This window comes from Novosphingobium pentaromativorans US6-1, assembly GCF_000767465.1.
GTDB classification, from domain to species: domain Bacteria; phylum Pseudomonadota; class Alphaproteobacteria; order Sphingomonadales; family Sphingomonadaceae; genus Novosphingobium; species Novosphingobium pentaromativorans.
The window spans coordinates 2062317-2085470 of sequence record NZ_CP009291.1 but is presented as its reverse complement, the minus strand read 5'-3'; the positions used below and the strand labels follow the sequence as shown (position 1 = coordinate 2085470).

15 protein-coding genes are annotated in these 23154 nt (G+C 63.8%); 4 read left to right on the top strand and 11 right to left on the bottom strand.

The window, feature by feature from the left end; genetic code table 11:
- Nucleotides 1–10: 10 nt before the first annotated feature.
- From JI59_RS09640 to gyrB, 3 genes are all read right to left on the bottom strand, one after another.
- Nucleotides 11–412, bottom strand: coding sequence for a metallopeptidase family protein (locus tag JI59_RS09640; RefSeq protein ID WP_007012934.1), 402 nt, complete (start codon nt 410–412; stop codon nt 11–13).
- Nucleotides 413–490: 78 nt separating this feature from the next.
- Nucleotides 491–2374 (bottom strand): M1 family metallopeptidase, encoded by a 1884-nt coding sequence (locus JI59_RS09635; protein WP_007012935.1) that lies wholly within the window; start codon nt 2372–2374, stop codon nt 491–493.
- A 124-nt stretch (nt 2375–2498) separates the two neighbouring features.
- Nucleotides 2499–5006 carry a DNA topoisomerase (ATP-hydrolyzing) subunit B gene (gene gyrB, locus JI59_RS09630; protein ID WP_038575920.1) on the bottom strand — a complete coding sequence of 836 codons (2508 nt, stop codon included), beginning with the start codon at nt 5004–5006 and terminating at the stop codon, nt 2499–2501.
- A 651-nt stretch (nt 5007–5657) separates the two neighbouring features.
- Here gyrB and guaA point away from each other — a divergent pair.
- Nucleotides 5658–7217: a glutamine-hydrolyzing GMP synthase gene (gene guaA, locus JI59_RS09625; protein WP_007012938.1), complete on the top strand. Its 1560-nt coding sequence runs from the start codon at nt 5658–5660 to the stop codon at nt 7215–7217.
- A 453-nt stretch (nt 7218–7670) separates the two neighbouring features.
- Here guaA and JI59_RS09620 read toward each other — a convergent pair whose 3' ends face one another.
- From JI59_RS09620 to JI59_RS09605, 4 genes are all read right to left on the bottom strand, one after another.
- The gene (locus tag JI59_RS09620; RefSeq protein WP_202946088.1) at nt 7671–10247 is read right to left on the bottom strand and encodes a TonB-dependent receptor; all 2577 of its coding nucleotides are present in this window, start codon (nt 10245–10247) and stop codon (nt 7671–7673) included.
- Nucleotides 10248–10450: 203 nt separating this feature from the next.
- Nucleotides 10451–11776, bottom strand: a complete 1326-nt coding sequence (locus tag JI59_RS09615; protein ID WP_007012940.1) for a DUF5690 family protein — start codon at nt 11774–11776, stop codon at nt 10451–10453.
- Nucleotides 11773–12627 carry a phosphonoacetaldehyde hydrolase gene (gene phnX / locus JI59_RS09610; RefSeq protein WP_138921355.1) on the bottom strand — a complete coding sequence of 285 codons (855 nt, stop codon included), beginning with the start codon at nt 12625–12627 and terminating at the stop codon, nt 11773–11775. The genes JI59_RS09615 and phnX overlap by 4 nt, the downstream gene beginning before the upstream one ends.
- A complete protein-coding gene (locus tag JI59_RS09605; RefSeq protein ID WP_007012942.1) occupies nt 12627–13775 on the bottom strand; it encodes a TIGR03364 family FAD-dependent oxidoreductase in 1149 nt (382 codons plus the stop codon). Before JI59_RS09605 ends, phnX begins: the two co-directional genes overlap by 1 nt.
- A 129-nt stretch (nt 13776–13904) precedes the next feature.
- Between JI59_RS09605 and JI59_RS09600 the strand changes: the two genes are divergently transcribed.
- From JI59_RS09600 to JI59_RS09590, 3 genes are all read left to right on the top strand, one after another.
- Nucleotides 13905–14792: a LysR family transcriptional regulator gene (locus tag JI59_RS09600; protein WP_007012943.1), complete on the top strand. Its 888-nt coding sequence runs from the start codon at nt 13905–13907 to the stop codon at nt 14790–14792.
- A 579-nt stretch (nt 14793–15371) separates the two neighbouring features.
- Nucleotides 15372–16226: an alpha/beta fold hydrolase gene (locus tag JI59_RS09595; protein ID WP_007012944.1), complete on the top strand. Its 855-nt coding sequence runs from the start codon at nt 15372–15374 to the stop codon at nt 16224–16226.
- Between the two features lie 14 nt (nt 16227–16240).
- Nucleotides 16241–17458 (top strand): NADH:flavin oxidoreductase, encoded by a 1218-nt coding sequence (locus JI59_RS09590; protein WP_007012945.1) that lies wholly within the window; start codon nt 16241–16243, stop codon nt 17456–17458.
- Between the two features lie 34 nt (nt 17459–17492).
- On the opposite strand, the gene JI59_RS09585 is transcribed toward JI59_RS09590, so the two are convergent.
- The 4 genes from JI59_RS09585 to JI59_RS09570 all read right to left on the bottom strand — a co-directional run bounded on the left by JI59_RS09585 (nt 17493) and on the right by JI59_RS09570 (nt 23110).
- Nucleotides 17493–18341, bottom strand: coding sequence for an SDR family oxidoreductase (locus tag JI59_RS09585; protein ID WP_007012946.1), 849 nt, complete (start codon nt 18339–18341; stop codon nt 17493–17495).
- A gap of 142 nt (nt 18342–18483) precedes the next feature.
- Nucleotides 18484–19422, bottom strand: coding sequence for a cyclase family protein (locus JI59_RS09580; protein WP_007012947.1), 939 nt, complete (start codon nt 19420–19422; stop codon nt 18484–18486).
- 45 nt (nt 19423–19467) lie between these two features.
- On the bottom strand, nt 19468–21261 hold the full coding sequence (locus JI59_RS09575) for a flavin-containing monooxygenase (RefSeq protein WP_038575915.1): 1794 nt from the start codon (nt 21259–21261) through the stop codon (nt 19468–19470).
- Between the two features lie 205 nt (nt 21262–21466).
- Nucleotides 21467–23110: an MFS transporter gene (locus tag JI59_RS09570; protein ID WP_238532515.1), complete on the bottom strand. Its 1644-nt coding sequence runs from the start codon at nt 23108–23110 to the stop codon at nt 21467–21469.
- Between the last annotated feature and the right edge of the window lie 44 nt (nt 23111–23154).

Here is a 23154-nt window from a genome sequence, read left to right as displayed (position 1 = left end):
CGTCGAGCCGCTAGTGCGCCTGTCCTTCGAGCGCGTGCATCTGCGCGTCGGACAGGCCGAAGTGGTGGCCAACCTCGTGGATCACCACGTGGGTCACCAGCGCCTCGAGGCTGACTCCGGTTTCGCACCATTCGGCCAGTAGCGGCTGGCGGTAGAGGGTGATGCGCGAGGGCAGTTCGCCTGCACTCCACACCGTTTCCTCGTCCATGGGTCGCCCCTGGTACAGGCCCGTGAGTTCCCAGGCGTCGTCCATGCCGAGCGCCTCGAGGGTTTCCTCGTCGGCGAATTCCTCGACCTGGACGGTAATGCCGTCCAGGTGCCGGGAAAACGGTTCGGGAATGCGCGCGAAGGCAGAGCGGGCCAGGGCATCGAAGTCCGCGGCCGAAGGCGCAGCGCCGATCGACCCGTTCATCGCCCCGCCCCGCCGAATGGGATTGCAGTCATGATGGCTGTATTAGCCCATATACTGCGCCTCGTCACGAAGCTGCGTTCAATTACCCTGTATGATCCGCGCGATCGCATCGGCGGTGGCAGGGTGATAGGTCGGCTTCGCTTCAGCAAAGTCGTCACGCGCGATCTTCGCGCCCCATTCGCCTTGCTTCATCAACCCGCGATAGAGCGGCGCGATCAGCAGCCCGCGCCCGATCGACGCGACGTAGCGGCGCAGTGTCGGCAGCGCCGGCTCATAGCGGTTGGCAATGGCGAGTTCGAGCCATGCGGACTGCACATAGGCGTTGGTGGAGGCGGACAGGCCAAGCGTCTCGTCCAGCTCCCTCAGGCGCGCGGGGGACTGTTCGCGTGGAATGCCGTTGAGGAAACGCAGCCATTCCTGCGTGCTCCAGCCCTGCGGCCGCACTGCGCTTGCCGGTCCGCCAGCCGTGTAGGCCGCCAGCTTTTCGTCGATCTTCGCCAGCGTCGCGCTTTTGATGTGAACCGCATTGTCGGGCAGCCCCGCCGCATAGGCCCAGCGGTCTAGCTGCAGCTTGAGTTCGAGTGCGCAATCGTCCTTGAGCAGATGTTCGCGCAAGTCGGCCAGGAACCCGGCGGTCGTCTGCGGCTGGAATGCGTGACGGTCGAAATAGGAAGTGAGGTAGGCGTCCCAACGCTCACGGCCCACGGTATATTCGATCATGCGCAGGAAATTCGAGCCCTTGAAGTAGTCGAGCTGGCCCGCCGTCGCGCCCGGATCGCCGTGCAGGCGGGTGGTCGCCGCGGTCTCGCCCCCGGCCGCCTTGATGTCGCGCAGCAAGCCGTCCCAATCGAGATCGGCGTACATCGCGGCGCGCTCCTTCCCGTAGAGCGATTCCATGATGCGGTTCTCGAAATAGGTCGTGAAGCCCTCGTTGAGCCACGAGTCCGACCATGTCGCATTGGTGACGAGATTGCCGGACCACGAATGCGCCAGCTCATGCGCCACGACGTCGGTGTTCGACCGGTCGCCGGTGATGATGGTCGGCGTCAGGAACGTGAGCATCGGGTTTTCCATCCCGCCGAAGGGGAAGGCAGGCGGCAGCACCAGCATGTCGTATCGGCCCCAGCGATAGGGACCGTAAAGTGCGGAGGCCGCGTCGATCATCTTCTCGACGTCGCCGAATTCCTTCGCCGCCTTGTCGAGCATCGGCGCTTCCGCCCAGACGCCCGAACGCGGGCCGAGCGACTTGAACCGGATGTCGCCCACCGCGAAGGCGATGAGGTAGGGCGGAACCGGCTTGTCCATGCGGAAGCGGAAGCGGCGGCGCCCGTCAGGCAGTCGCTCGCCCTTGTCGCCCGAAAGCTTCTCCGCGCTCATCACCGCGACCAGATCGCCCGGGACGGTCAGCGAGGCTTCCCAGGTTTGGCGGATGCCCGGGCTGTCCTGTGTCGGGATCCAGCTGCGGTTGTTGATCGGCTGACCCTGGCTGAACAGGTAGGGCTTGTTCTTGCCCGCGGTCATTTCCGGCGGAAGCCATTGCAGCGCGCTGGCACCCTGCCTGGTGCGGTAGGCAATGCGGATCTGCCTGGCTCCGGCGAGATCGACGGTCATGGCGGAGCCGAGGTCCGGATCGTCGGCGCCTACCTTCCAATTCAACGCCTTGCCCGAGGCATCGGTTACGGACGCGATATCGAGGTCGTCGACATCCAGCACGATCTGCGTCGCGCCCGGCGCGGCCAGGACGTCAAGCACCGCCGTGCCGCCCAGTGTCCTGGTGGCGAAGTCGACGTCGAGGTCGAGCGCGACATGGGTGACGCGCGCCACTTCCGGCTGTGCATGGGTCCAGACGTCCCTGGCCTCGGGCGTCGTCAGGATGGGAGCGGGGCTAGCCGTCTCGGACGCAAGGACGGGGCTGAACGGTGCAGTGCTGGCCAGGAGGACTGCGGCAAGAAGAATACGCATCGGCGCAACTTATGGTCGCATGCGTCCCGGCGCAACACCGGAAAGGCAGACCGCCTTGCGGCGGACTGTTCCCAATCGATTCCGATGTGTCGAAGGGCGCGCATTGCGCACCCTCGCACGGGCCTCAGACGTCGAGGTTGGCGACGTTGAGCGCGTTTTCCTGGATGAATTCGCGGCGCGGTTCGACGATGTCGCCCATCAGACGGGTGAAGATCTCGTCGGTCACGTCCGCGTCCTCGACCTTGACCTGCAGCAGGGCGCGGTTCTCCGGATCGAGCGTGGTCTCCCACAGCTGCTCCGCATTCATTTCGCCAAGACCCTTGTAGCGCTGGATCGAGAGACCCTTGCGGCCTGTGCTGAGCACCTTCTCGAGCAGTTCGCTCGGCCGGGTGATGGCATCCTCGCCGACCACTGGACGCGCTGCGCTCGTTTCGCCTTCGTCGTCGTTCGTCTCCTCGGGCTCGGCCGTCTCGGCCACGGCCGTAGCGCGCACGAGGCGGGCGGCATTGGCATAGACGTCGACGTTCTCGGCGGCGAGACGGGCCAGCTTGCGGGCCTCGGCGCTGGTGAGGAAGGCAGCCTCGATCTTGTGGTGATCGGTGACGCCGCGCCACAGGCGCTCCACCTCGAGATTGCCCTCGGGGCTCATGCTCACGGTCCAGCGAGCTTCGGTGTCGCCGCGATCGAGCCAGGCCGCCGCGCGCGTCATGGCTGCCTCGCGTGCGTCGCTCGTCAGGTCGGGCGCGAGCACGCCGGCAAGGGCCAGGGCCTCGATGATGTTGGTGTCATAGCGGCGCGGCACGAAGGCCATCAGGTTGCGCATGCGGATGGCATGTTCGACCAGCGATTCGAGGTCCGGCCCACTGCGAGCGCCGCCCGCCGTTTCCAGCACGCGGCCGTTGAGTCCGCCTTCGACGAGGTAGCGGTCGAGCGCGGCATTGTCCTTGAGGTAGACTTCGCTGCGGCCCTTGGCGACCTTGTAGAGCGGCGGCTGGGCGATGAAGAGGTGCCCGGCGCGGATGATCTCGGGCATCTGGCGATGGAAGAACGTCAGCAGCAGGGTGCGGATATGCGCGCCGTCGACGTCGGCGTCGGTCATGATGACGATCTTGTGGTAGCGCAGCTTTTCGAGGTTGAAGTCGTCGCGGATGCCGGTGCCCATGGCCTGGATCAGCGTGCCCACTTCCTTGGAGGAAATGATGCGGTCGAAGCGCGCGCGCTCGACGTTGAGGATCTTGCCCTTGAGCGGGAGGATCGCCTGGGTCTTGCGGTCGCGGCCCTGCTTGGCCGAACCGCCGGCGGAATCACCCTCGACCAGGAACAGTTCGCATTTGGACGGATCGCGTTCCTGGCAGTCGGCCAGCTTGCCGGGCAGGCTGGCGATGTCCATCGCGCCCTTGCGGCGGGTCAGTTCGCGGGCACGGCGCGCCGCTTCGCGGGCGGCGGCGGCGTCGATCACCTTCTGGACGATGGTCTTGGCAGTGGCGGGGTTTTCCTCCAGCCACTCGCTCATCTTCTCGCTCATCAGCGCCTCGAGCGGCTGACGCACTTCGGAGCTGACCAGCTTGTCCTTCGTCTGCGAGGAGAACTTGGGATCGGGCAGCTTCACCGAAACGATCGCGGTCAGGCCTTCGCGCATGTCGTCGCCCGAAAGCGAGACCTTTTCCTTCTTGAGGAGCCCCGAGCGTTCGGCATAGCCGTTGAGCGTGCGGGTCAGCGCGGCGCGGAAAGCTGCGAGATGGGTGCCGCCGTCACGCTGCGGGATGTTGTTGGTGAAGCACAATACGTTCTCGTAATAGGAATCGTTCCATTCGAGCGCGACTTCCATGCCGATGCCGTCCTTGTCCGCCGAAATGGCGATAGGATCGGGCATCAACGCCTGCTTGTTGCGGTCGAGGAACTGCACGAATGCACCGATGCCGCCTTCGTAGAACAGGTCGTGCTCGACGATTTCCTCATGGCGGCGGTCGCGCAGCTTGATACGTACGCCCGAATTGAGGAACGCGAGTTCGCGGTAGCGGTGCTCCAGCTTCTCGAAGTCGAATTCGGTCACGTTCTTGAACGTGTCGGTGGAAGCAAGGAAGGTCACGCGCGTGCCCTTCTTGCCTTCTGGAGCGGGCCCGCGCACTTCCAGCGGGGAGACGGCGTCGCCATGGGCGAACTTCATCCAGTGCTCCTTGCCGTCGCGCCAGACGGTGAGCTCCAGCCATTCGGACAGGGCATTGACCACCGAGACGCCGACGCCGTGCAGACCGCCGGAAACCTTGTAGGCATTGTCGTCCGAGGTGTTCTCGAACTTGCCGCCGGCGTGGAGCTGGGTCATGATGACCTCGGCCGCCGAAACGCCTTCCTCGGCATGAATGTCGGTGGGAATACCGCGGCCGTTGTCCTCGACCGAGACCGAGCCATCGGGGTTCAGCTCGATGAGGACGAGATCGCAGTGCCCGGCCAGGGCCTCGTCGATCGCGTTGTCGGAAACCTCGAAAACCATGTGATGGAGACCCGAGCCGTCGTCGGTGTCGCCGATGTACATGCCGGGGCGCTTGCGCACTGCGTCGAGGCCCTTGAGGACCTTGATCGAGTCTGCGCCGTAGGAGTTGGTGTTCTTGCCGTTTTCGGGTTCGCTAGCCATGGCGAGTCTATAGGCATTGGCCCCGGCAAACCCAAGCAAAAGCGGCATGGGAGGGGCGCTTTTCCACAAGAGTTGGCGGCCATGCGCCGCACTGTTGCGACCGGGCGGCCGGCTGCGCTCTGCAGCGAATCGGTTTGGCCGGTATCGGCGTGGGTGTTCGGCCAGGCAGGGGCATGCGGTGGCCGGGTTGGCGAATCCTGCATGCGTGTTCTTGCGCGCTCTGCAATTGCCTGAAAATGGGTCCCGTCAGGGAGTGTCATCGGGTCCGGCCACAGGCCGTCCGGGCACCATATTGTGCAGGTGCAATGCAAAAGGGCGGCCCCTCGGGACCGCCCTTCCGGTTGGGATCACTTTGGCCTCAGACGAGGGTCACAGCGAACGCCAGGGCACTGATTCCAAATGCCGCGGCGAGGCCGACAGTCCGTTCTACGATGGTCATCTGTTTCTACTCCTGCATTCGATAAGAGACGGGTTCGCCCCGTTCCCTTCGCATGTGCAGCATTTAGTCTCTCGCCCCTTGAATCTCAATCTCTATTTCCGGAATAGAGATTGCAAGTTTTGCAACTCAAGTTGCGGATTTGGGCGAATGCGGAGCTTTTCGCGCGCGACTGCCATCTGGACACTCGCTGCGGCTCGCATTAGGGGCCAGCCATGAACATCCCCTCGTCAGATTCCGTACTCATCGTCGATTTCGGCAGCCAGGTTACCCAGCTGATCGCACGCCGTGTGCGCGAGGCGGGGGTCTATTCCGAAATCGCACCGTTCTCGATGGCCGAGGAAGCCTTCAAGCGCCTCGATCCGGTGGGCATCGTCCTGTCGGGTTCGCCGGCTTCCGTGCTCGATGACAACGGTCCGCGCATTCCCGATTGCATTCTGGAAAGCGGCCGCCCGATGCTCGGCATTTGCTATGGCCAGCAGTCGCTCATGCACCAGATGGGCGGCGAAGTGCTTGCCGGCGATTCGGGTGAGTTCGGCCGCGCCTTCATCGAGATCGGGGATGAGTGCGCCCTGTTCGACGGCCTCTGGAACGTGGGCGAAAAGCACCAGGTCTGGATGAGCCATGGCGACAAGGTGACCAGCCTTGCCCCGGGCTTCCGCCCCGTCGCGTCCAGCCCCGGCGCACCTTTCGCGGTGATCGCCAACGACGAGAAGCGCATCTATGCGATGCAGTTCCACCCTGAAGTGGTTCACACGCCCGATGGCGGCAAACTGCTCAAGAACTTCGTGCGCCACGTCTGCGGCATGGCCGGCGACTGGACGATGGCCGAATTCCGCAAGACCAAGATCGATGAAATCCGCGAGCAGGTCGGCGACAAGCGCGTGATCTGCGGCCTTTCGGGCGGCGTCGATTCCGCCGTGGCCGCCGTCCTCATCCATGAGGCGATCGGCGACCAGCTCACTTGCGTTTTCGTCGATCATGGCCTGATGCGCATGGGCGAGGCCGAGCAGGTCGTGTCGCTGTTCCGCGGCCACTACAATATCCCGCTCGTCCACGTCGACGCCTCGACCCTGTTCCTCAAGGGGCTGGAGGGCGTCACCGACCCCGAAAAGAAGCGCAAGTTCATCGGCAAGACCTTCATCGACGTCTTCGAGGACGAGGCGAAGAAGATCGGCGGCGCCGAGTTCCTAGCCCAGGGCACCCTCTATCCCGACGTGATCGAATCGGTTTCGTTCACCGGCGGTCCCTCGGTCACGATCAAGAGCCATCACAACGTCGGCGGCCTGCCCGAGCGCATGGACATGAAGCTGGTCGAACCGCTGCGCGAACTGTTCAAGGACGAAGTGCGCGAGCTGGGCCGCGAACTGGGCCTGCCCGACATCTTCGTGGGCCGCCACCCGTTCCCCGGACCGGGTCTGGCCATCCGCATTCCCGGCGAAGTCAGCCGCGACAAGGCCGATATCCTGCGCAAGGCCGATGCGATCTACCTCGAGGAGATCCGCAATGCCGGCCTCTACGATGCGATCTGGCAGGCTTTCGCGGTGCTGCTGCCGGTCAAGACCGTTGGCGTCATGGGCGACGGCCGCACCTATGACAGCGTCTGCGCCCTGCGCGCGGTCACTTCGACCGACGGCATGACCGCCGACATCTACCCCTTCGATGCCGCCTTCCTCAGCCGCGTCGCCACGCGCATCATCAACGAGGTGAAGGGCATCAACCGCGTGGTTTACGACTACACCTCCAAGCCGCCCGGCACGATCGAGTGGGAATGATCCGGAGCCGTCGCGAGCGGCCGGGCAGGGCGCCAAACTTCAATTAAATTTCTGATATAAGTAACTTATCATCGTGAAAGAGCGAGGGCTGGGCCTGGCAACCGTTGTGCGGATTGCTGCCCCCCCCCCGCTTGCCCTGTCTCTCATTCAAGTTTGATCACTACCGCCAGGGTCACGCCAGCCCCTGAGGGTCTTTTCACTCTTGGGATGCGGGAATGCATCGCGGATGCAGCACTCACGCCGCAGCTCACGGCATCTAGCCATCCAAGACATTCTGACGGGCATGTCAGCTGACAGCTAGAGCCGGCGCGCATCGTAGATGTCTGCCACCGAAGTTCGTCGGTCACCATGGCAATATTTCACATCTTCGAAGCTGGCTCACCGTCGACGACGATGAGCCAGCTTCTGGCATTTGCTTCCAATCAAGGTGAAGGTTCCGACCGGATTGCGATCTCAGAACAGGCTGGCCTTGACGCCCAGCATGAAGCGGCGACCGTAGTATTCGACCTGGAGCGGGCGCGCCTTTTCGCCCAGATAATAGTGCAGCTTCTGGTTCGTGAGGTTGCTCGCCTCGCCGAACAGGGTGACATGATCGGTCAGGTTCCAGTTCGCCGTGAGGTCGAGGCTGGTGTAGGCGCCGTAGTAGCTGTCGCTTTCGGCATCGCTGCCGTATTCTTCGATGTAGGCACCCTTGTAGTTCATCGCGAGGCGGGTCGAGAAGCGGCCGTCGTCGAAATAGACTGCCACGTTCGCAAGGTTGTTCGCCTGCCGCGGCACCCGGACCTCGCGCCCGTCGGGCAGCGAGAAGGTGGAGCGGATCAGCGTGTAGTTGGCATTGACGCCCAGGTTCGAAAGCAGCCCCGGCAGGAAGCTCAGGCGGCGCTGCGCGTTGATCTCGAAGCCGTATAGGTCGCCCGCGGCGCCGTTGCCGGGGGTGAGGAAGGTTACGCCGTCGATGCCGCGATAGGTGCCGACGCGGCGGGTGTCGTAGATCGGGTTGGAAATGCGCTTGAAGAAGGCGCCCGCCGAGATGACGCCGTCGTTGCCGAAATAGCGCTCGAACAGCAGGTCGGCGTTCCACGAGTAAGTCGGCTTGAGGTCCGGGTTGCCGCCCGAGAATTCAAGGTCTGCCTCGCTGAATGCGCCGCCGGGAGCGAGGTCTCCGAAGTCGGGCCGTGCGAAGGTGCGGGTGACGGCGGCGCGCAGGTTGGTGTCGCCATCGAGATGGTAGGTCAGGTGGAGCGAGGGCAGCACCGCGAGATAATCGTTGGAACTGCGCGCCTTTTCCAGCACTCCGTTGACCAGCACTTGCCCATCAACGGTAGTTTTCGTGTATTCGAGGCGAACGCCGCCCAGCACGGTCAGTGCATCGCTGGGCTGCCAGGTCCCCATGACGTAGCCTGCCGCCTGCTTTTCGTAGAGGCGGAAGGTGCGCCCCAATGCGCCGCCGTTCGCCAGAGTCGCCGAACCGGCCTCGTCGAGCACGAGGTTGTCTCGGTTGGCGAGATACCACGCGACAATGTCCTTCTCGCTGACCACTTGCGAGAACTGGCCGGAGTACTGCTTGCCGATCGCCAGTTCATCCAGGTAGCCGCTGCGACCTGGCTGGTTCATCAGCGCGAAGTCGGCCAATGTCGGCACGGGCCCTGCCGCCGGGTTCCAGGTGTAGAAGAGGTCTTCGAACGTGGCATCGCGCAGCTTGTCGCGGTACTTGCCGCCAAGCTTCAGGGTCAGACTGTCGCCCGCAGGAACGGTGAGATCGCCCTGCAGCACCACGCGGTCCGTCTCCTTCACGCGGATGCGGTAGAGTTCCACGTTGGAAAGGCGGGTGAGCGAGGGGTTCATCGCGAAGTCGGACGGCAGATGGTTGGAAATTGCATCGGCCGGATCGGTGCCGCCGTCGATCTCGTTGTAGGCAAGGTTACCAGAGCCCCGGTTCTCGAGTCCCTGATAGCCGACGTTGCGCTGGTCGAAGCGGACCACGAAATAGCTGTTGTCCCGGCTGTCGGGCGTGTCGCCATAACGGAACAGGTTCTCGTAGTGCGCGGCCTTCCATTCGAACTTTGCGCCATCGCCGCCGAGCATGTGGATGCCGCCCACTTCGCCGCCCGCCAGTTCGGTGATCAGAGTGTTGAAGATGTGCTGCACCTCGACGCGGTTCGAGGCGAAGTTCATGCGGTGCTTGTAATGCGTCTCGTCATCGCTCAGCGACCCGTAGATCCCGCGCGCGTAGAGCTTGCCGCCGTCGTCGAAGGCATATTCCATCGCCGCGTTCAGGCCGGTCGTCTCGCGCACGCCGGTATAGTCGCGCAGTTCGAGGCGGGTGATGCCGATGCCGTCGCCGCCCCGGCGCGGTTCGTAGTTGTCGGTGGCCCAGTGGCGCTTGTAGTACGTGCCGGAAAGCACGAAGCCGAACTTGCCGATGCGGTCGCCATAGAGCGCGCTCGCCAGGAACCCTGCCTTGTCCGCCTTTTCGCTGTAATTGGCGCCTGCCGACACCTGCAGCGTGCGCGTCTCGGGGGCGGTCCTGGTGATGAAGTTCACCGAGCCGCCGATGGCATCGCCTTCCATGTCGGGCGTCACGGCCTTGGCGACGACGACCTGGTCGATCAACTCGCTCGGGAAGAAGTCGAAGGCGGTGGCCCGGCTGGTGGTCTCTTCCTCGGCGGTGGGCAGGCGGTTGCCGTTGATGAGCGTGGAGTTCCACTGCGAGGGCAGGCCGCGCACCGCGACGAAGCGGCCTTCGCCCTGGTCGCGCTCGATGGCGACGCCGGGCAGGCGCTGCACGGCTTCGGCGGCGTTGCGATCGGGCAGGCGGCCGATGCCGTCCGCCGTGAGGACGTTGACGATATTGTCTGCCTTGCGCTGCTCGGCGATCGATTTCATCTCGCTGGCGACGATCGTGCCGGTGACGACGATTTCGCCCGAGGGCATGGCCTGCGCGTCAGGCGACATCTGCTGTGCCTGCGCGGTCGTGGCGATGAGCATAGCCCCGAGGCTGGTGGCGGTCATGAGAGCGAACCTGGTCATTTGTGCTTCCCCATTCGTGAGCGGCCGATCACCTCCGTTGCCGCTTTCCTGAAATGGCTCTGACATGGCATTGTCGATCTCGACCAATTCATTGGGTGCATCGCAGCAATAGACGAATAAAATGGAGTTCTAATTACGAAGAAAACCCCGCTCAATTGCATGGGCGAGGTGTGTATATTTAAAGAATATTGTCGATCAAATTGTCATTTATCAAATTTATTCATAAAATATACCAGAGAAATTGTCGCCATCGACAGGCATATGCCCGCTGTGGCGTAAGCCAACCAGATGAAGAAATGCAGCCAGTCCATCGAAATCCCCGGCATGTTGCGAAGCAGCGTCAGTGTCACGCTCCCGACATAGCCCGAGGCATCGGCGACATAGATCAGGAAGCCCGCCGTGCCCGCCCGACGGGTCGCGGCGACGAGGCGATCGAACAGCATCGCATTGAACGGTGCATAGCCGAGGTAGAGGCCAAGGCCCGACAGGATCATCCATGGCAGCGGTCCCAGCGCACCGAACTGGAAAGCGAGCGTGGAGCCGCCGATCAGCACGGCCCCCGCCATGACGATGGCATGGATCGCGACCAGGGCCCGCCGGTTGTCGCGGACCAGCACCAGGCTCGCCAGGATCGCCAGCGTCACCACCGCGACCGGGATCTCGCTGGCGGAAAAGACTTCGGAGACGCCCGCGTAGCCCAGTTCGGTCCAGATTTCGGCGGCGAAGTTGTCACGCAAGTCGCGCAGAGCAGTGAACAGGACGTAGGCGAAGACGAGCACTGCCACGCCGGGACCGTATTCGCGCAGGAAGGCGCGGCGGGCCTCGGCCGCCATTGGCGGACGGGCCATGCGCTCCGCCTGTTCCTCCGCGCTCGGTGGCGGCAGTTGGGCAAGGCCGATGACGGCGAGGATCAGCAGCGGAAAGAACAGCGCGCCGGTGGCAGCGGGCATCCAGAACTCGCCTATCTGCAAGTGCGTCATCAGCCAAACGCCCGCCGACTTCACTACACCCGAGGCGACGATGAAGCTGGCGCAGAGTACCGCCGCGATGACTTCGCTCGTTCGCCGCCCCTCGACATAGCCGAAGACGATGCCCCAGATCATGCCAAGCGGCAGGCCGTTGAGGAACAGTGCGGCCACTTTCCATGCGATCGGCAGCACGGCGAAGAGCACCAACGCGACCCATGCCAGGCCAATAAGGCCGACGATGGCCACGCCCCGCCGTGCCGCGACCATTTCGGAGACGATCTTGACGCCGATGATCTTCGAGACCGCGTATCCCGCGACCTGGGCGATCACCAGCGCGATCTTGAAATCGATCACGCCCTCCCAGCCGGCCACGTCGGCATAGGTTGCGGCGGTGAACGGCTTGCGGAAGGCGTACATCGCCGAATATGCGGCGAAGCTGGCAAGCCCTGCATAGAGCGCCAGTGCCCAGGGATGGCCCTGCGCCAGCCATTCGCGCAGCGGCGGGATGCGCCGCGAAGCGGGCATGCCCGGCGCCACCTGAGCCGCCGCAAGCGGGTTCACGCGGTCGTTCCGCCAAGGAAACGCGCAGGCTCGGCGCCGGGCTTCGACCCTTGCGCGATGGCCCGGCTTGCCGCCGCGACGGCAAGGTCGAGGTCGGCCACGCTCTCGATCACGAAATCTGCCCCGGCCGCTGCGAACTCCGCGACGACCGCGCTCATGCGCTCGGCCTTCGCAGCGGCTGAAAGCGCGGTGAAGGCGGCATGGTCGAGACCGACGCCGTTGCCCGAGCCTGCGAGGCCGACGCTCCACATACCCGCGTGTCGGCCGGCTTCGATGCCAACCGGCGCATCGTCGACCGCAATGCAGGCCTCGGCAGGCCACACGCCCATCTCGACCATGGCCTTCCACAGCATCAACGGTGCAGGACGGCCTTGCGCGGTCTCGCCGGCGCAGACGATCACTTCGGGCGCATAGCCCTGCTGGGCGGCAGCGGGGATGATGTCGGCCATCATCGTGCGGGTGTAGCCGGTGGTCGATCCCACCCGAATGCCGCGCGCACGCAGCATTTCGAAGTTTTCGACCGCCCCCGGGATCAGTTCGCGGCATAGCGCGGCGCATTCCTGCATGGCGGGCTCGAGCCGGAGCATCAGGGCGTCAACGTCGGCCTCGGTCCATTCCGCACCTTTGGCCTCTCGCCAGCGCACGGCGATTTCCGGCTCGCTCAGAATGGCGACGACGTGCTCGCGCTTGGCCTTGCCCATGTAGCGGCGCACCACCGGTTCCTCGACCGCAACGCCGGCCTCGTCGAAGACGCGCGCCATCGCCATAACCGGCGCGCGTGAGCCGAAGTCGATCATCGTGCCGGCCCAATCGAACAGCACGGCGGCGATCGGCGAGCGGGTATCGGTCATCATGCAATCTCCTTGATGGGGGCATTCAGCGCGCCGGTGACCACGCGCTCGCCGATGGCGAAGGCGGTGGACATGCCCGCGCCGCACGTCACCACTGTGACATGGACGCCATCGGCGACGGTGCGGCTGAACCAGTTCTGTTCCGGCGACGAGGCATAGACGCCCACCCAGCGTTCGATGGCCTGCGGGGCCGGGCCGAGCACGGCCTCGAACTCGTCGAGGACAAGGCGATCGACCGCCTCGTGATGGAAGGGATCGGGGGCATCGCCGTAATCGTGGCTGTCTCCCACGACGAGCGAGCCGTCCGCCGACTGGGCGACGATCAGATGGACCCCGGCCTCGAGGTGCGCGCCCTGCTCCGCGCGAAGCTGCGCGATCAGCGGCTGCGCCTCGGGCAGCGCCGCATAGCCTTCGTAGCGGGCGAGGCCGAGGTCGCTCATCACCGGGCGCGGCAGGCGGAAGCCGGGGGCGGCGAGGCGCATCATCTGCAGTTTGCAACGCGTCACCGCGTGCTCGGCTATGACGCGGGGAAACAGCGCGTTCAGGTCGTCGCCGGGGCACACGAAGATCGCTTCGGCATGGTATTCGCCATCGGCGGTGACCGCGCGGCCCTGCTCGCAGGCGATGACGCTGGCGGGCGGCGCGAAGGTGACCCCCATCTCGCGTTCCAGCCAGGCCGCCAGCAGCGGCACCGCCTCGCGCGCTTCGACCCGCAATTCGTGCGGGCTGAGCAGTGCGGCCTCGCACGCGGCGAACGGCGTGGCGGGGTCGATGCGGCGCAGCTGTGCGTCGGAGACGAGACGGCACTGTTCGCCCATCTCGGTCTGCATGAACGCTTCGAGCACCGATACGGCGGCCTTGCGGCGGACCGGCAGGGCAAGCCCTTCCTGATGGATGGCGATCCCGGCGCGCGGAGCGACTTGCGTCCAGACCTCGCGGGCGCGGCGTGCGAGCGGCCACATGTCATGGCGTTCTTGCCCGGTGACGGTCACGAACCCGAAGTTGCGGATGCTTGCCCCAGTGGCGCGGGCGTTGCGGTCGACCACCAGCACCGATTTGCCGCACCGTGCGGCGGCGAGGGCATGGGCCAGCCCCACGATGCCGCGGCCCACGACCGCGACGTCGAATTTTCCGATAATGCCTGACATGGCTTACTGTGACCGTCCTGTAACAATCATGCGTCACAGGCAGATTGGGCCGAGCGCCCGTCCAAGGCCAATGCATCCGGTGAATGGCGACCATAGACGGCGCTTCCCCGGCTTCGTCCACGAGGGTTCATGAGCGTCAATTTCCTCCACCTGCGTTCGTTTTATGCCGTTGCTTCGGAGCGCAGCGTCAGCAAGGCCGCGCGGCGGCTGAATATTTCGCAGCCGACATTGTCCAAGCAACTCAAGGCGCTGGAGGAACGCTACAAGGTCAAGCTGATCGAAGGCTTGCGCCCCCCTCTGACACTGACCACGGCAGGCCGCGCGCTTTACGAAAAGGCGGAGCGCCTGTTCGGGATCGCCGACGAGATCGGCGCGTTGCTCGGCGAGGACGAAATCGACAGCGGCGCGCTCCTGCGCCTCGGTACTGACTCGCCCCCTTACGCCGCCGAATTCATGGCTGCCTTCAAGGCTGCGGTGCCCAACGCGCATTTCCGCGTCACCATCGCCAACGCCCTGCAGACCAACGAACTGCTGCTGAAGGCACAGGTCGACATCGGCATCATCTGCGAGCCCGCGGTCGAAAGCGACTACACTTATGCGCCGCTCTACAAGGACCGGCTCGTTGCCATCGTGCCCTCTTCCTGGCCAGACGATGGATCAGGCATCATGCCGCTGGAGCGGATCGCCGACGAGATCGTGATGGTGCGCGAGGCAACCTCGCGCACGCTGTCGACGATGAACCGCCTGCTTGCCGACGTCGGCATCGCGCCGGGACAGACCATGCAGCTTCACACGCGCGAAATGATCCGCGAGGCCGTCGCGCAAGGCCTCGGCATGAGCCTGATGTTCGAAAAGGAGTGTCCGCCGGACAGCCGCATCCGCGTTCTGCCCCTGGATACGACGTCCTCGCTCATCGAAGTGAAGGGCTACTTGGCGGTTCGGTCGGAGCGAAAACGGATGCCTCTTATTCGGAGGTCGTTGGAGATCGCTCGTGCGTTGGCGAAAACCGGCATCTGATCGACTCGAACTCTTTTTGTGCTTCGAGCCTTTGGCTGGCAGCCGAACTTGCGCCATTTTGCTCCCTGCAGTCGAGCAGCTTCGGATGGCTGTAAGCGCTAATTTCGGGAACCGGCAAAAGGCAGTCGGTGCATGAGCCCGCCAAGAATGGCAGCAAAGTCCAACACGGCGGTCGTTACCCAACCCAAGATCACCGGCCAATCGGTCGGGAGTCTCGACCAGCGTGCACTCGAAAGGAGACTTTCCGCGCACTCCGCGAATGCCTGTCTTCAATTCACTCAGATTTCGATGATGGCTTTTATGGCACACCGTCCGTTGCGAGCATCCGCAACCAACCGTGCACGGCCTAAGCCCCCAGTGCACAAACGCCGAGGGCTTCGTCGTTTGTGGGCCAGGCCTTGACTGCCCTGGGTGGTGTGCTTCCAGCGGGCCAACCGGTCTCTTGCCTTGCTTCCGGCCTCACATAGAGGTATCTTAATTACTGGATCGGAAGTTTGGGAGGACTTTGGTGGTGAGATGCACGCAACGACCGGAAATGCGGGATTCGTTACCGGTGAAGCGTCGAGAGGTGATTGCGGCATGATCTCAGAGACAGGCAATATCTGCACGCCGGAAGGGGTCAGCCTGACCTATAACACGATTGGCGAAGGGCCCTCTGTCATCCTCCTGCATGGCGGCGGTCAGACCCGCCATTCCTGGTCCAGGACCGCGCATACCTTGGCCGGATTGGGCTATCGCGCGATTAGCGTGGATGCGCGCGGGCATGGTGACAGCGACTGGACCGATCACTACAGCCTCGAAGCCTTCGCTATCGACCTGAAGGCGGTTATCGCCTCGCTCCAGCCGGGGCCCGCGCCCGCGGTCATCGGCGCATCGCTGGGCGGGCTGACCGCGATCGTTGCCCTGGGCAGTGACGACCCGCCGCCTGCGTCGGCGCTGGTGCTTGTCGACATCGCAGCCAAGATCAAGCAGGAGGGCGCGCATCAGATCCGCGATTTCATGGCTGCGAACACGGACGGCTTCGCTTCGGTAGAGGAAGCGGCGGATGCTGTGTCCAAATACATGACGGACAGGCCAAGGCCCAAGGACGTCTCAGGCCTTCGCAAGAACCTGCGCGAGATCGATGGCCGGTTCTACTGGCATTGGGATCCCAGCTTCATGACGGGAAGCGCCAAGCAAGAGGTACCGCAGACGCGGATCTCGATCGACGAACCCGCCGCGCGCCTGCGGCTGCCGGTCATGCTGGTTCGGGGAGAGCACAGCACAGTGATCGACGAGGAGTCGATCGCCCACTTTCGCGATCTGGTCCCGCATGTGGAGACCGAGGAGGTGGTCGGTGCGGGGCATATGGTGGCTGGCGACGCGAACAGCCCCTTCACGTTCGCCATCATCGATTTCCTGACGCGGCATTATCCGGCGTCGATCAAGGACTGAATGGGAGAAATTCCATGGAACACGAAGATCGCAACGATGGCGTTGCAAGCTACAGGGATAAAATGCTTCAGGGGATCGACACCGACAGGCACGACGCAAGCCTGAAGGGGCAGTCGGCTTCCGGAGTGGATTTTGCACCCTTTTTCGAACCGCTGACGATCGGTTCGACCACACTGCCCAATCGCATTGCGATGGCACCGATGACGCGCAACATGTCGCCCGGTGGGGTGCCGGATGACAAGGTGGCCGCCTATTACCGGCGCCGCGTCGAAGGCGGGACCGGCCTGGTGGTGACAGAAGGCACGTATGTTCCCGATCCGCAGGCAGGCTTTTCGCCCAATGTTCCGCGCTTCTACGGGCAGGAGGCCCTTGCTGGCTGGAGCAAGGTCATCGACGGAGTGCACGCAGCGGGCGGCTGTATCTGGCCGCAGCTCTGGCACGTCGGGTTGATGCCTCTGCCGACCGACGATTTCGATGTCATGGACGCAATCAGTCCATCCGGCTTGCTGCGACGCGACGAGCAGATCGGTCGTGCAGCGCAAGGTGAAGAGATCGAGCGGGCGATCCATGCTTTCGGCGAAGCTGCCGCAACCGCGTACAGGCTCGGTTGCGACGGCATCCAGATTCATGGTGCGCATGGATATTTCATCGACCAGTTCTTCTGGGACGTGACCAACCTGCGGAGCGACGACTACGGGGGCGATGATCTGGTAACGCGCTCGCGAACGGCGATCCGTATTGTCGAGGCGTGCCGGGCCGCGACTTCGCCCGATTTCCCGATCTCGTTCCGCCTGTCGCAGTGGAAGCAACAGGATTTCACCGCCCGCCTGGCTGAAACGCCGCAGGAACTTGAGCGTTTTCTGCAGCCCCTGGCCGATGCTGGGGTCGACGTCTTCGACTGCTCCACACGCCGGTTCTGGGAACCGGAATTCGAAGGCAGCGATATGAATCTTGCGGGCTGGGCCAAGAAGCTGACCGGCAAACTGACCTCTACGGTGGGGTCGATTACCCTGAGCAACGATCTGTTTTCGGGCTATGTCGAAGGTGCGGAAACCTCCACCGGCAATCTCGTGCGCCTGCTTGAAATGTTCGAGCGCGGAGACTTCGATCTGTTCAGCGTCGGGCGGGCTGCAATCGCCGATCCGGCATGGGCGAACAAGGTCCGCAGTGGCTACACCGACGAACTGGCGCCTTTCGACATCAAATTTCTCATGGCAGCAGAGCTCAACTGATCCGTGCAGCCGGGGCCGGGCGCTGCAAAGGCGCTCAGGCCCCCGGCGGCGGTGCGTTGCTCTCGATCAGGAACATGCCTTCGCGCAGCGGGACGGCGGGATCGATGCGGTAGGGTGAGAAGTCCGTCACGCCCTCGCTGGCCAGCAGAGTATCGTCGATGAAGAAGTTGCCGGTGCATTCGCGCGAAGGCCTGTTGAGGATCGCATAGGCGGCATCCGCCATGATCTCTGGCGTCCGGCAATGACGCAAGGCTTCGGCATCGGCGGCGGCATACTCGATCGCGGCGGTTGCGATGCCGTAGCGGGGCCACAGGGCATTGAACGCAATGCCCGCGCCGCGAAACTCTTCGGCCATGCCCAGAACGGTCATCGCCATGCCGTATTTCGACATGGTGTAGGCGACATGGCCGGCGAACCACTTCGGATCGAGGTTGATCGGCGGAGCCATGGTCAGCACATGCGGATTGCCGGACTTGAGAAGGTAGGGGGCAGCGGCCTTGCTGGTGAAGAAAGTGCCCCGGACATTGACGTCCATCATCAGGTCATAGCGCTTGACCTCGGTCTCTTCGACGGGCGTCTTGAAGATGGCCGAAGCGTTGTTGATCACGATGTCGATGCCGCCGAAACGGTCAGCTGCCCGCGCCATCGCTGCTTCGATCGCATCGGGATCGCGTACGTCCAGAACCAGGGGCAGGGCCTTGCCGCCGGCCGCCTCGATTTCTTCCGCTGCGGAATGGATCGTGCCGGGCAGGTAGCGATGCGGTTCCGCCGTCTTGGCCGCGACCACGATATTGGCGCCGTCTGCAGCTGCGCGTTTCGCGATGGCAAGGCCAATGCCCCGGCTGCCGCCGCTGATGAAAACCGTCTTGCCCGTCAGGCTCATCCTGTCCTCCCGTTTCCATCGCTGGGCCGCTGCGATCCCTGTCAGCAGTTGGCCGTAAAGGTATATCTATGGCGCGGGCCGGCGCCGGTAGCGCCAGCCCGTCTTGCATCATGCGGCATGCCGGCAGCGCCGGTATCCCGGACTATTTCAGAACGATCGGATTGATCGGTGAGCCGAACGCGCCGGTCACCTTGAGCGGAGGAGCCGACAGCAGGAACGAGTAGCGCCCGTCTGCGGCACAATCCTGCGACAGGGCCTCGAGGTCGAACAGTTCACCCAGCGGCATCCCCATGTCGCGGATGGCGAGCATGTGGAAAGGGAGCACGACTTCCTGGGTCAGGCTTTCCATGCCGAGAAACTCGACCGCGATATTATCGGCCGCCACAGCGGCGGCGGACTTGTCGTACAGCCATTCCGCGCACTCGGCGCCAAGGCCGGCCTGGAAGCCCGCCACTTTCGTCTTGTCCTTGCGTACCGTGAAAGTGCGCAGATGGCCCGTGCGAACGACTACGATGTCGCCCGCCTCGACAGTGACGCCGAACTTCTCGCAGGCCCGGTTCAACTCGTCGGGGCTGATCTTGTGGTCGGCGGGAAGCTCATCCACCCCGTGCAGGCGGGCGATGTCGAGCAGAACGCCGCGCGACATGATGCCCGGGGAGCCGAGATGGTGCACCCCGTTCTTCTTTGTGCCGCGCGCCGTCAGGCATTCGCTTGCCTTGCAGCCGTTGTACATCTCGCCGTCGTAGTGGACATGGCTCAGCGCGTCCCACTGGGTGGCCGACTGCAGCGGCATGACGATCACGTCGTCATTGAAACGCGAACGCGGATTGGCCGGATTGAAGATCTGGTCGAGATCGCTGGCCAGCAGTTGCGGGTTGGGACGCTTTGTGATCTCGGGGATCTGCGGCCCGTCTTGGCTGAACTCAAGACCAAGGCTGATCAACTTGCCCGAAACCACTTCGGCCGCTGCACGCTTCAGCGCTTCGGGACCCACGTGGTTGATGGTGCCGCGCTGGTCGTCCTCGCCCCAGCGGCCCCAGTTGCGCAGCCGCTCGGCCGCCTTGTCGAAATCTATAGCCAATGTGGCTCTCCTGTATCTGGCGTGATCTTCTGCCGGTATCGCGGATCAGGCGACGTTTTCGCTCGTGCGGGTTTCAAGCCCCGGAAGATCGCCGGCTTCGCGCCATTTACGCAGGATGTCGACATAGGCCATCAGGCCGCCGTTGTAGGTCGTCAGCTTGACCATGGAGATATCGCGTTTGCCTTCGGCATTCATGTAGCTTGGCGTGCAGTTTGCGCGAAATTCGGCCGAAGTCATGAGATACTTCATGATTTCCTGCCACCATTCGCCTTCGGCCTCGGCCGTCGCCTCGATGACGTCGATGCCTTTGTCCTTGCAGGTCTTGATGATCCACGCGACGTGGATGGCCAGCTCTGAAAGCATGTGCACGAAGTTCACCGAATAGCCGCCCTGCACCAGGCTGAACATCAGCATATTCGGAAAGCCGCGGGTGAAAATGCCGTGCATGGTATGCGCGCCTTCGGGGCGGGCCCAGTCTTCCGACATGGCCTGACCGTCATGGCCGTAGATCTCGAAGCCGAGGCGGCGCACGTAGCTGGAGGAGATTTCGAAACCGGTCGAATAGATGATGCAGTCGACATCGTAGTGCTTGCCATCGACGATCAGCCCGGTTTCGTCGATCTCGTCGACGCCGGCGCCCTTGGTATCGACCAGGGTGACGTTGTCGCGATTGAAGGCCTGGAGGTATTCGTCGTGGAAGCACGGCCGCTTGCACATCATGTTGTACCAGGGCTTGAGCCCCTCGGCCGTCTGCGGATCTGCGATAAGCTCGTCGACGCGGGCACGGATCTTGTCCATCTGTTCCATGTCGGCCAGCTGCTGTTCTTCGGTGGATACCGAATAGGCCTGCGGGATGTTCCGGAAGATCTCGGTCCAGCCGTCCTGCACCATGTCGCAGGAGACCTCCTCGCTCGAGACGATCTTGGTGAAGTTCTCCATGCGTTTCGCCTGCCAGCCCGGCTCGAGCGATTGCGCCCAGTCGGGATCGGTGGCCTTGTTGCCGCGCGGGCCGACGGCCGAGGGCGTGCGCTGCACGACGAAGAGTTCCCCGGCGCATTCGGCGAGGCGGGGGACCGCCTGGATCGCGGTGGCGCCGGTGCCGATGATGGCGACCTTCTTGTCGGCCAGCTTGTCCATCAGCTGGCGCGGACCGCCGCCGGTATAGCCATAGTCCCAGCGCGTGGTGTGGAAAGAGTGACCCTTGAACTTCTCTACGCCGGGGATGCCGGGCAGCTTGGCCTTGTGCATGATCCCGCCCGCGATCGCGATGAAGCGGGCCTTGATCCGGTCGCCACGATTGGTGGTGACCAGCCAGCGGTTTTCTCGATCGTCCCAGCGCAGTTCGTTGACCAGGGTCTGGAACAGGGCGTGGGGGTAAAGGTCGTAATGCCTGGCGATCCGCTGGCAGTGCTCGAAAATCTCGGGTGCCTTGGCGTACTTCTCGGTCGGGATGTAACCGGTCTCTTCAAGGAACGGCATGTAGATGTACGATTCGATGTCGCAGGCCGCGCCGGGATAGCGGTTCCAGTACCAGGTTCCGCCGAAGTCTCCTGCCTTGTCGATGATGCGCATCGAAGTGATGCCCTGCTCGGTCAGCCGCGCGGCCGTCATCAGTCCGGAAAGACCGGCGCCGACAATGGCGACCTCGCACTCTTCCTCCACCGCATCGCGGGTGAAAGCCGGGTCCGCGAAGGGGTCCTTGTCGAACTGGCGCTGGATTTCCTCAAACCCGCGATACTGGTCGTTGCCGTCATCGCGCAGACGCTTGTCGCGTTCCGCAGCATAGCGCTTCTTGAGTTCCTCGAGGCGTTGAAGCTTTGTGCTGTCGGTGGCCGTCACTATACTCGCTCTCCGTAAGATCCAATTGAGATACCTTTACCCGGCGCCAGGCATATCAGGCAAGCCCGAATTTGATATCATTGTAGGGCCGCCTCCCGCGACGGCGCGGTTCATTTGCCTTTGCGCCGCCGAGTCCGGACGTCGATGAGGGCCGACAGGGTCCAAGGCCGAAGGGCCCCAGGACGCAGATCGGGGCCGACGAGGACTAGGGCTGGGCGATTCCACTCATTTCGCGTGCCGAAGGCAGGCGGGCGCCGGGCAGATTGGCGGTCTGTCGCTCGATCAACCGGGTCACGCGAGGCCGCCCGTCCCCACGATGCAGGGCGAGGATCTCGCTCCAGTTCTCGGTATCGGCCACGGTGTGTCGCTTGTTGTGGCGGATATAGTCGTGCCAAGTTGCAACATCGTAACGCTCGACCCAGCGATCCGGCGCATTGAGATCGCGCATCAAGGTCCAGCCGTGCGCGCCGTCCCTGCGCCGAACTCGCCGGCGTTCGGTCATGAGGGCGAGGAAACGCGGAACGTCGTCCCTGTCGATTTCGTAGGCGATGCTGATCACGATGGGGCCGCTGCGGCCCTCGATCGGCAGGGCAAGGTCTGGTTCGTTCCAGTCGTGCGGGTCGAGATCGCGTTCGACATCGACGATCGGCAGGACGCGGCCGATCAGGATAGAGGCAAGGTGAACCCCCGCAGCTGCCAGCAGGGCGTAGGGAACGCCGATGTGATCGGCCAGCGTGCCGAACGTGGCTGCACCGATCGCCATCGCGCCGAACGCCCCCATCTGGTAGATCGACAGCGTGCGCGCCACCACCCAGCGCGGAGCTGCCAGCTGGACCACGGTGTTGCAGCTGGAAAGCGCCAGCACCCAGCCGATCCCCACGAACGTGAGGGCCAGCATCGACAAGGCGATATAGGGGCTGAAGGCGATGGTTGTCGTGCCGGCCATCGCGCACAGCGACGCGAGCAGAACCACCTTCTCGCTGCCCAGGCGTTCGAGTAGCGGTCGCACGACGAATCCCGCGGCGACAGAGCCGATGCCGTAGGCGCCCAGCAGCAGGCCGTAGGTAAGCGGTCCGCCGCCAAGCTCTTCACGGGCAATGACCGGCATGAGACCCGAAACGGCCGCAACGCCGAACCCGAACAGGGCTGCGCGCGGTATCACTCGCAGGATGTCGGGTGACATGCGGGTGTAGTGGATGCCCGCGGCCATGGCGTGAAAGATGCGTTCGCGCGGCAGGGACGTGTCGGTTTCTGGGGGCTTCCAGCGAAGCAGGACGGCAGTCAGCGGAAGGTAGGTGAAGGCGTTGAAGGCAAAGGCGCCAACCGCGCCCAATGCGCCAACGATGATGCCGCCAAGCGCCGGGCCGAGCGAGCGTCCGATGTTGAACGTCATGGACATGTAGGCGACCGCCCCGGGAAGTGCAGGGCGGGGAACTATCTCGCCGATGGCTGCCTGCGAGGCCGGCGCATTGAATGCCATGCCGCTGCCGATAATGAAGGTGAAGGCGAGCAGGATCGATGGGGTCAGCAAGTCGAGCACGGCGCAGGCGATCAGCCCGAGCGAAGCGACCAGCATCGAAAGCTGGGCGGCGATCATCACCGTGCGCCGCTCGAAACCGTCGGCCAGCGCGCCCGCCAGCAGAGAAAACAGCATGAGAGGCAGCACCATCGAAGTCTGCACGAGCGCGACCATCGACGCCGAACCGGAAAGCTCGGTCATCAGCCATGCCGCGCCAACCCCCTGGATGTTGGTCCCGAAGGCTGAAATCAGCATGGTCACCCAAAGCGTCCGGAAGAAGGGCACCTTGAATGGCGAAGTCTCGGCGTTTTTCGGGTTCTTTTCGGACATCCGGTCAATCATGCAGCAGCGAAGGTCGGTTGGCGAGCCTGTTC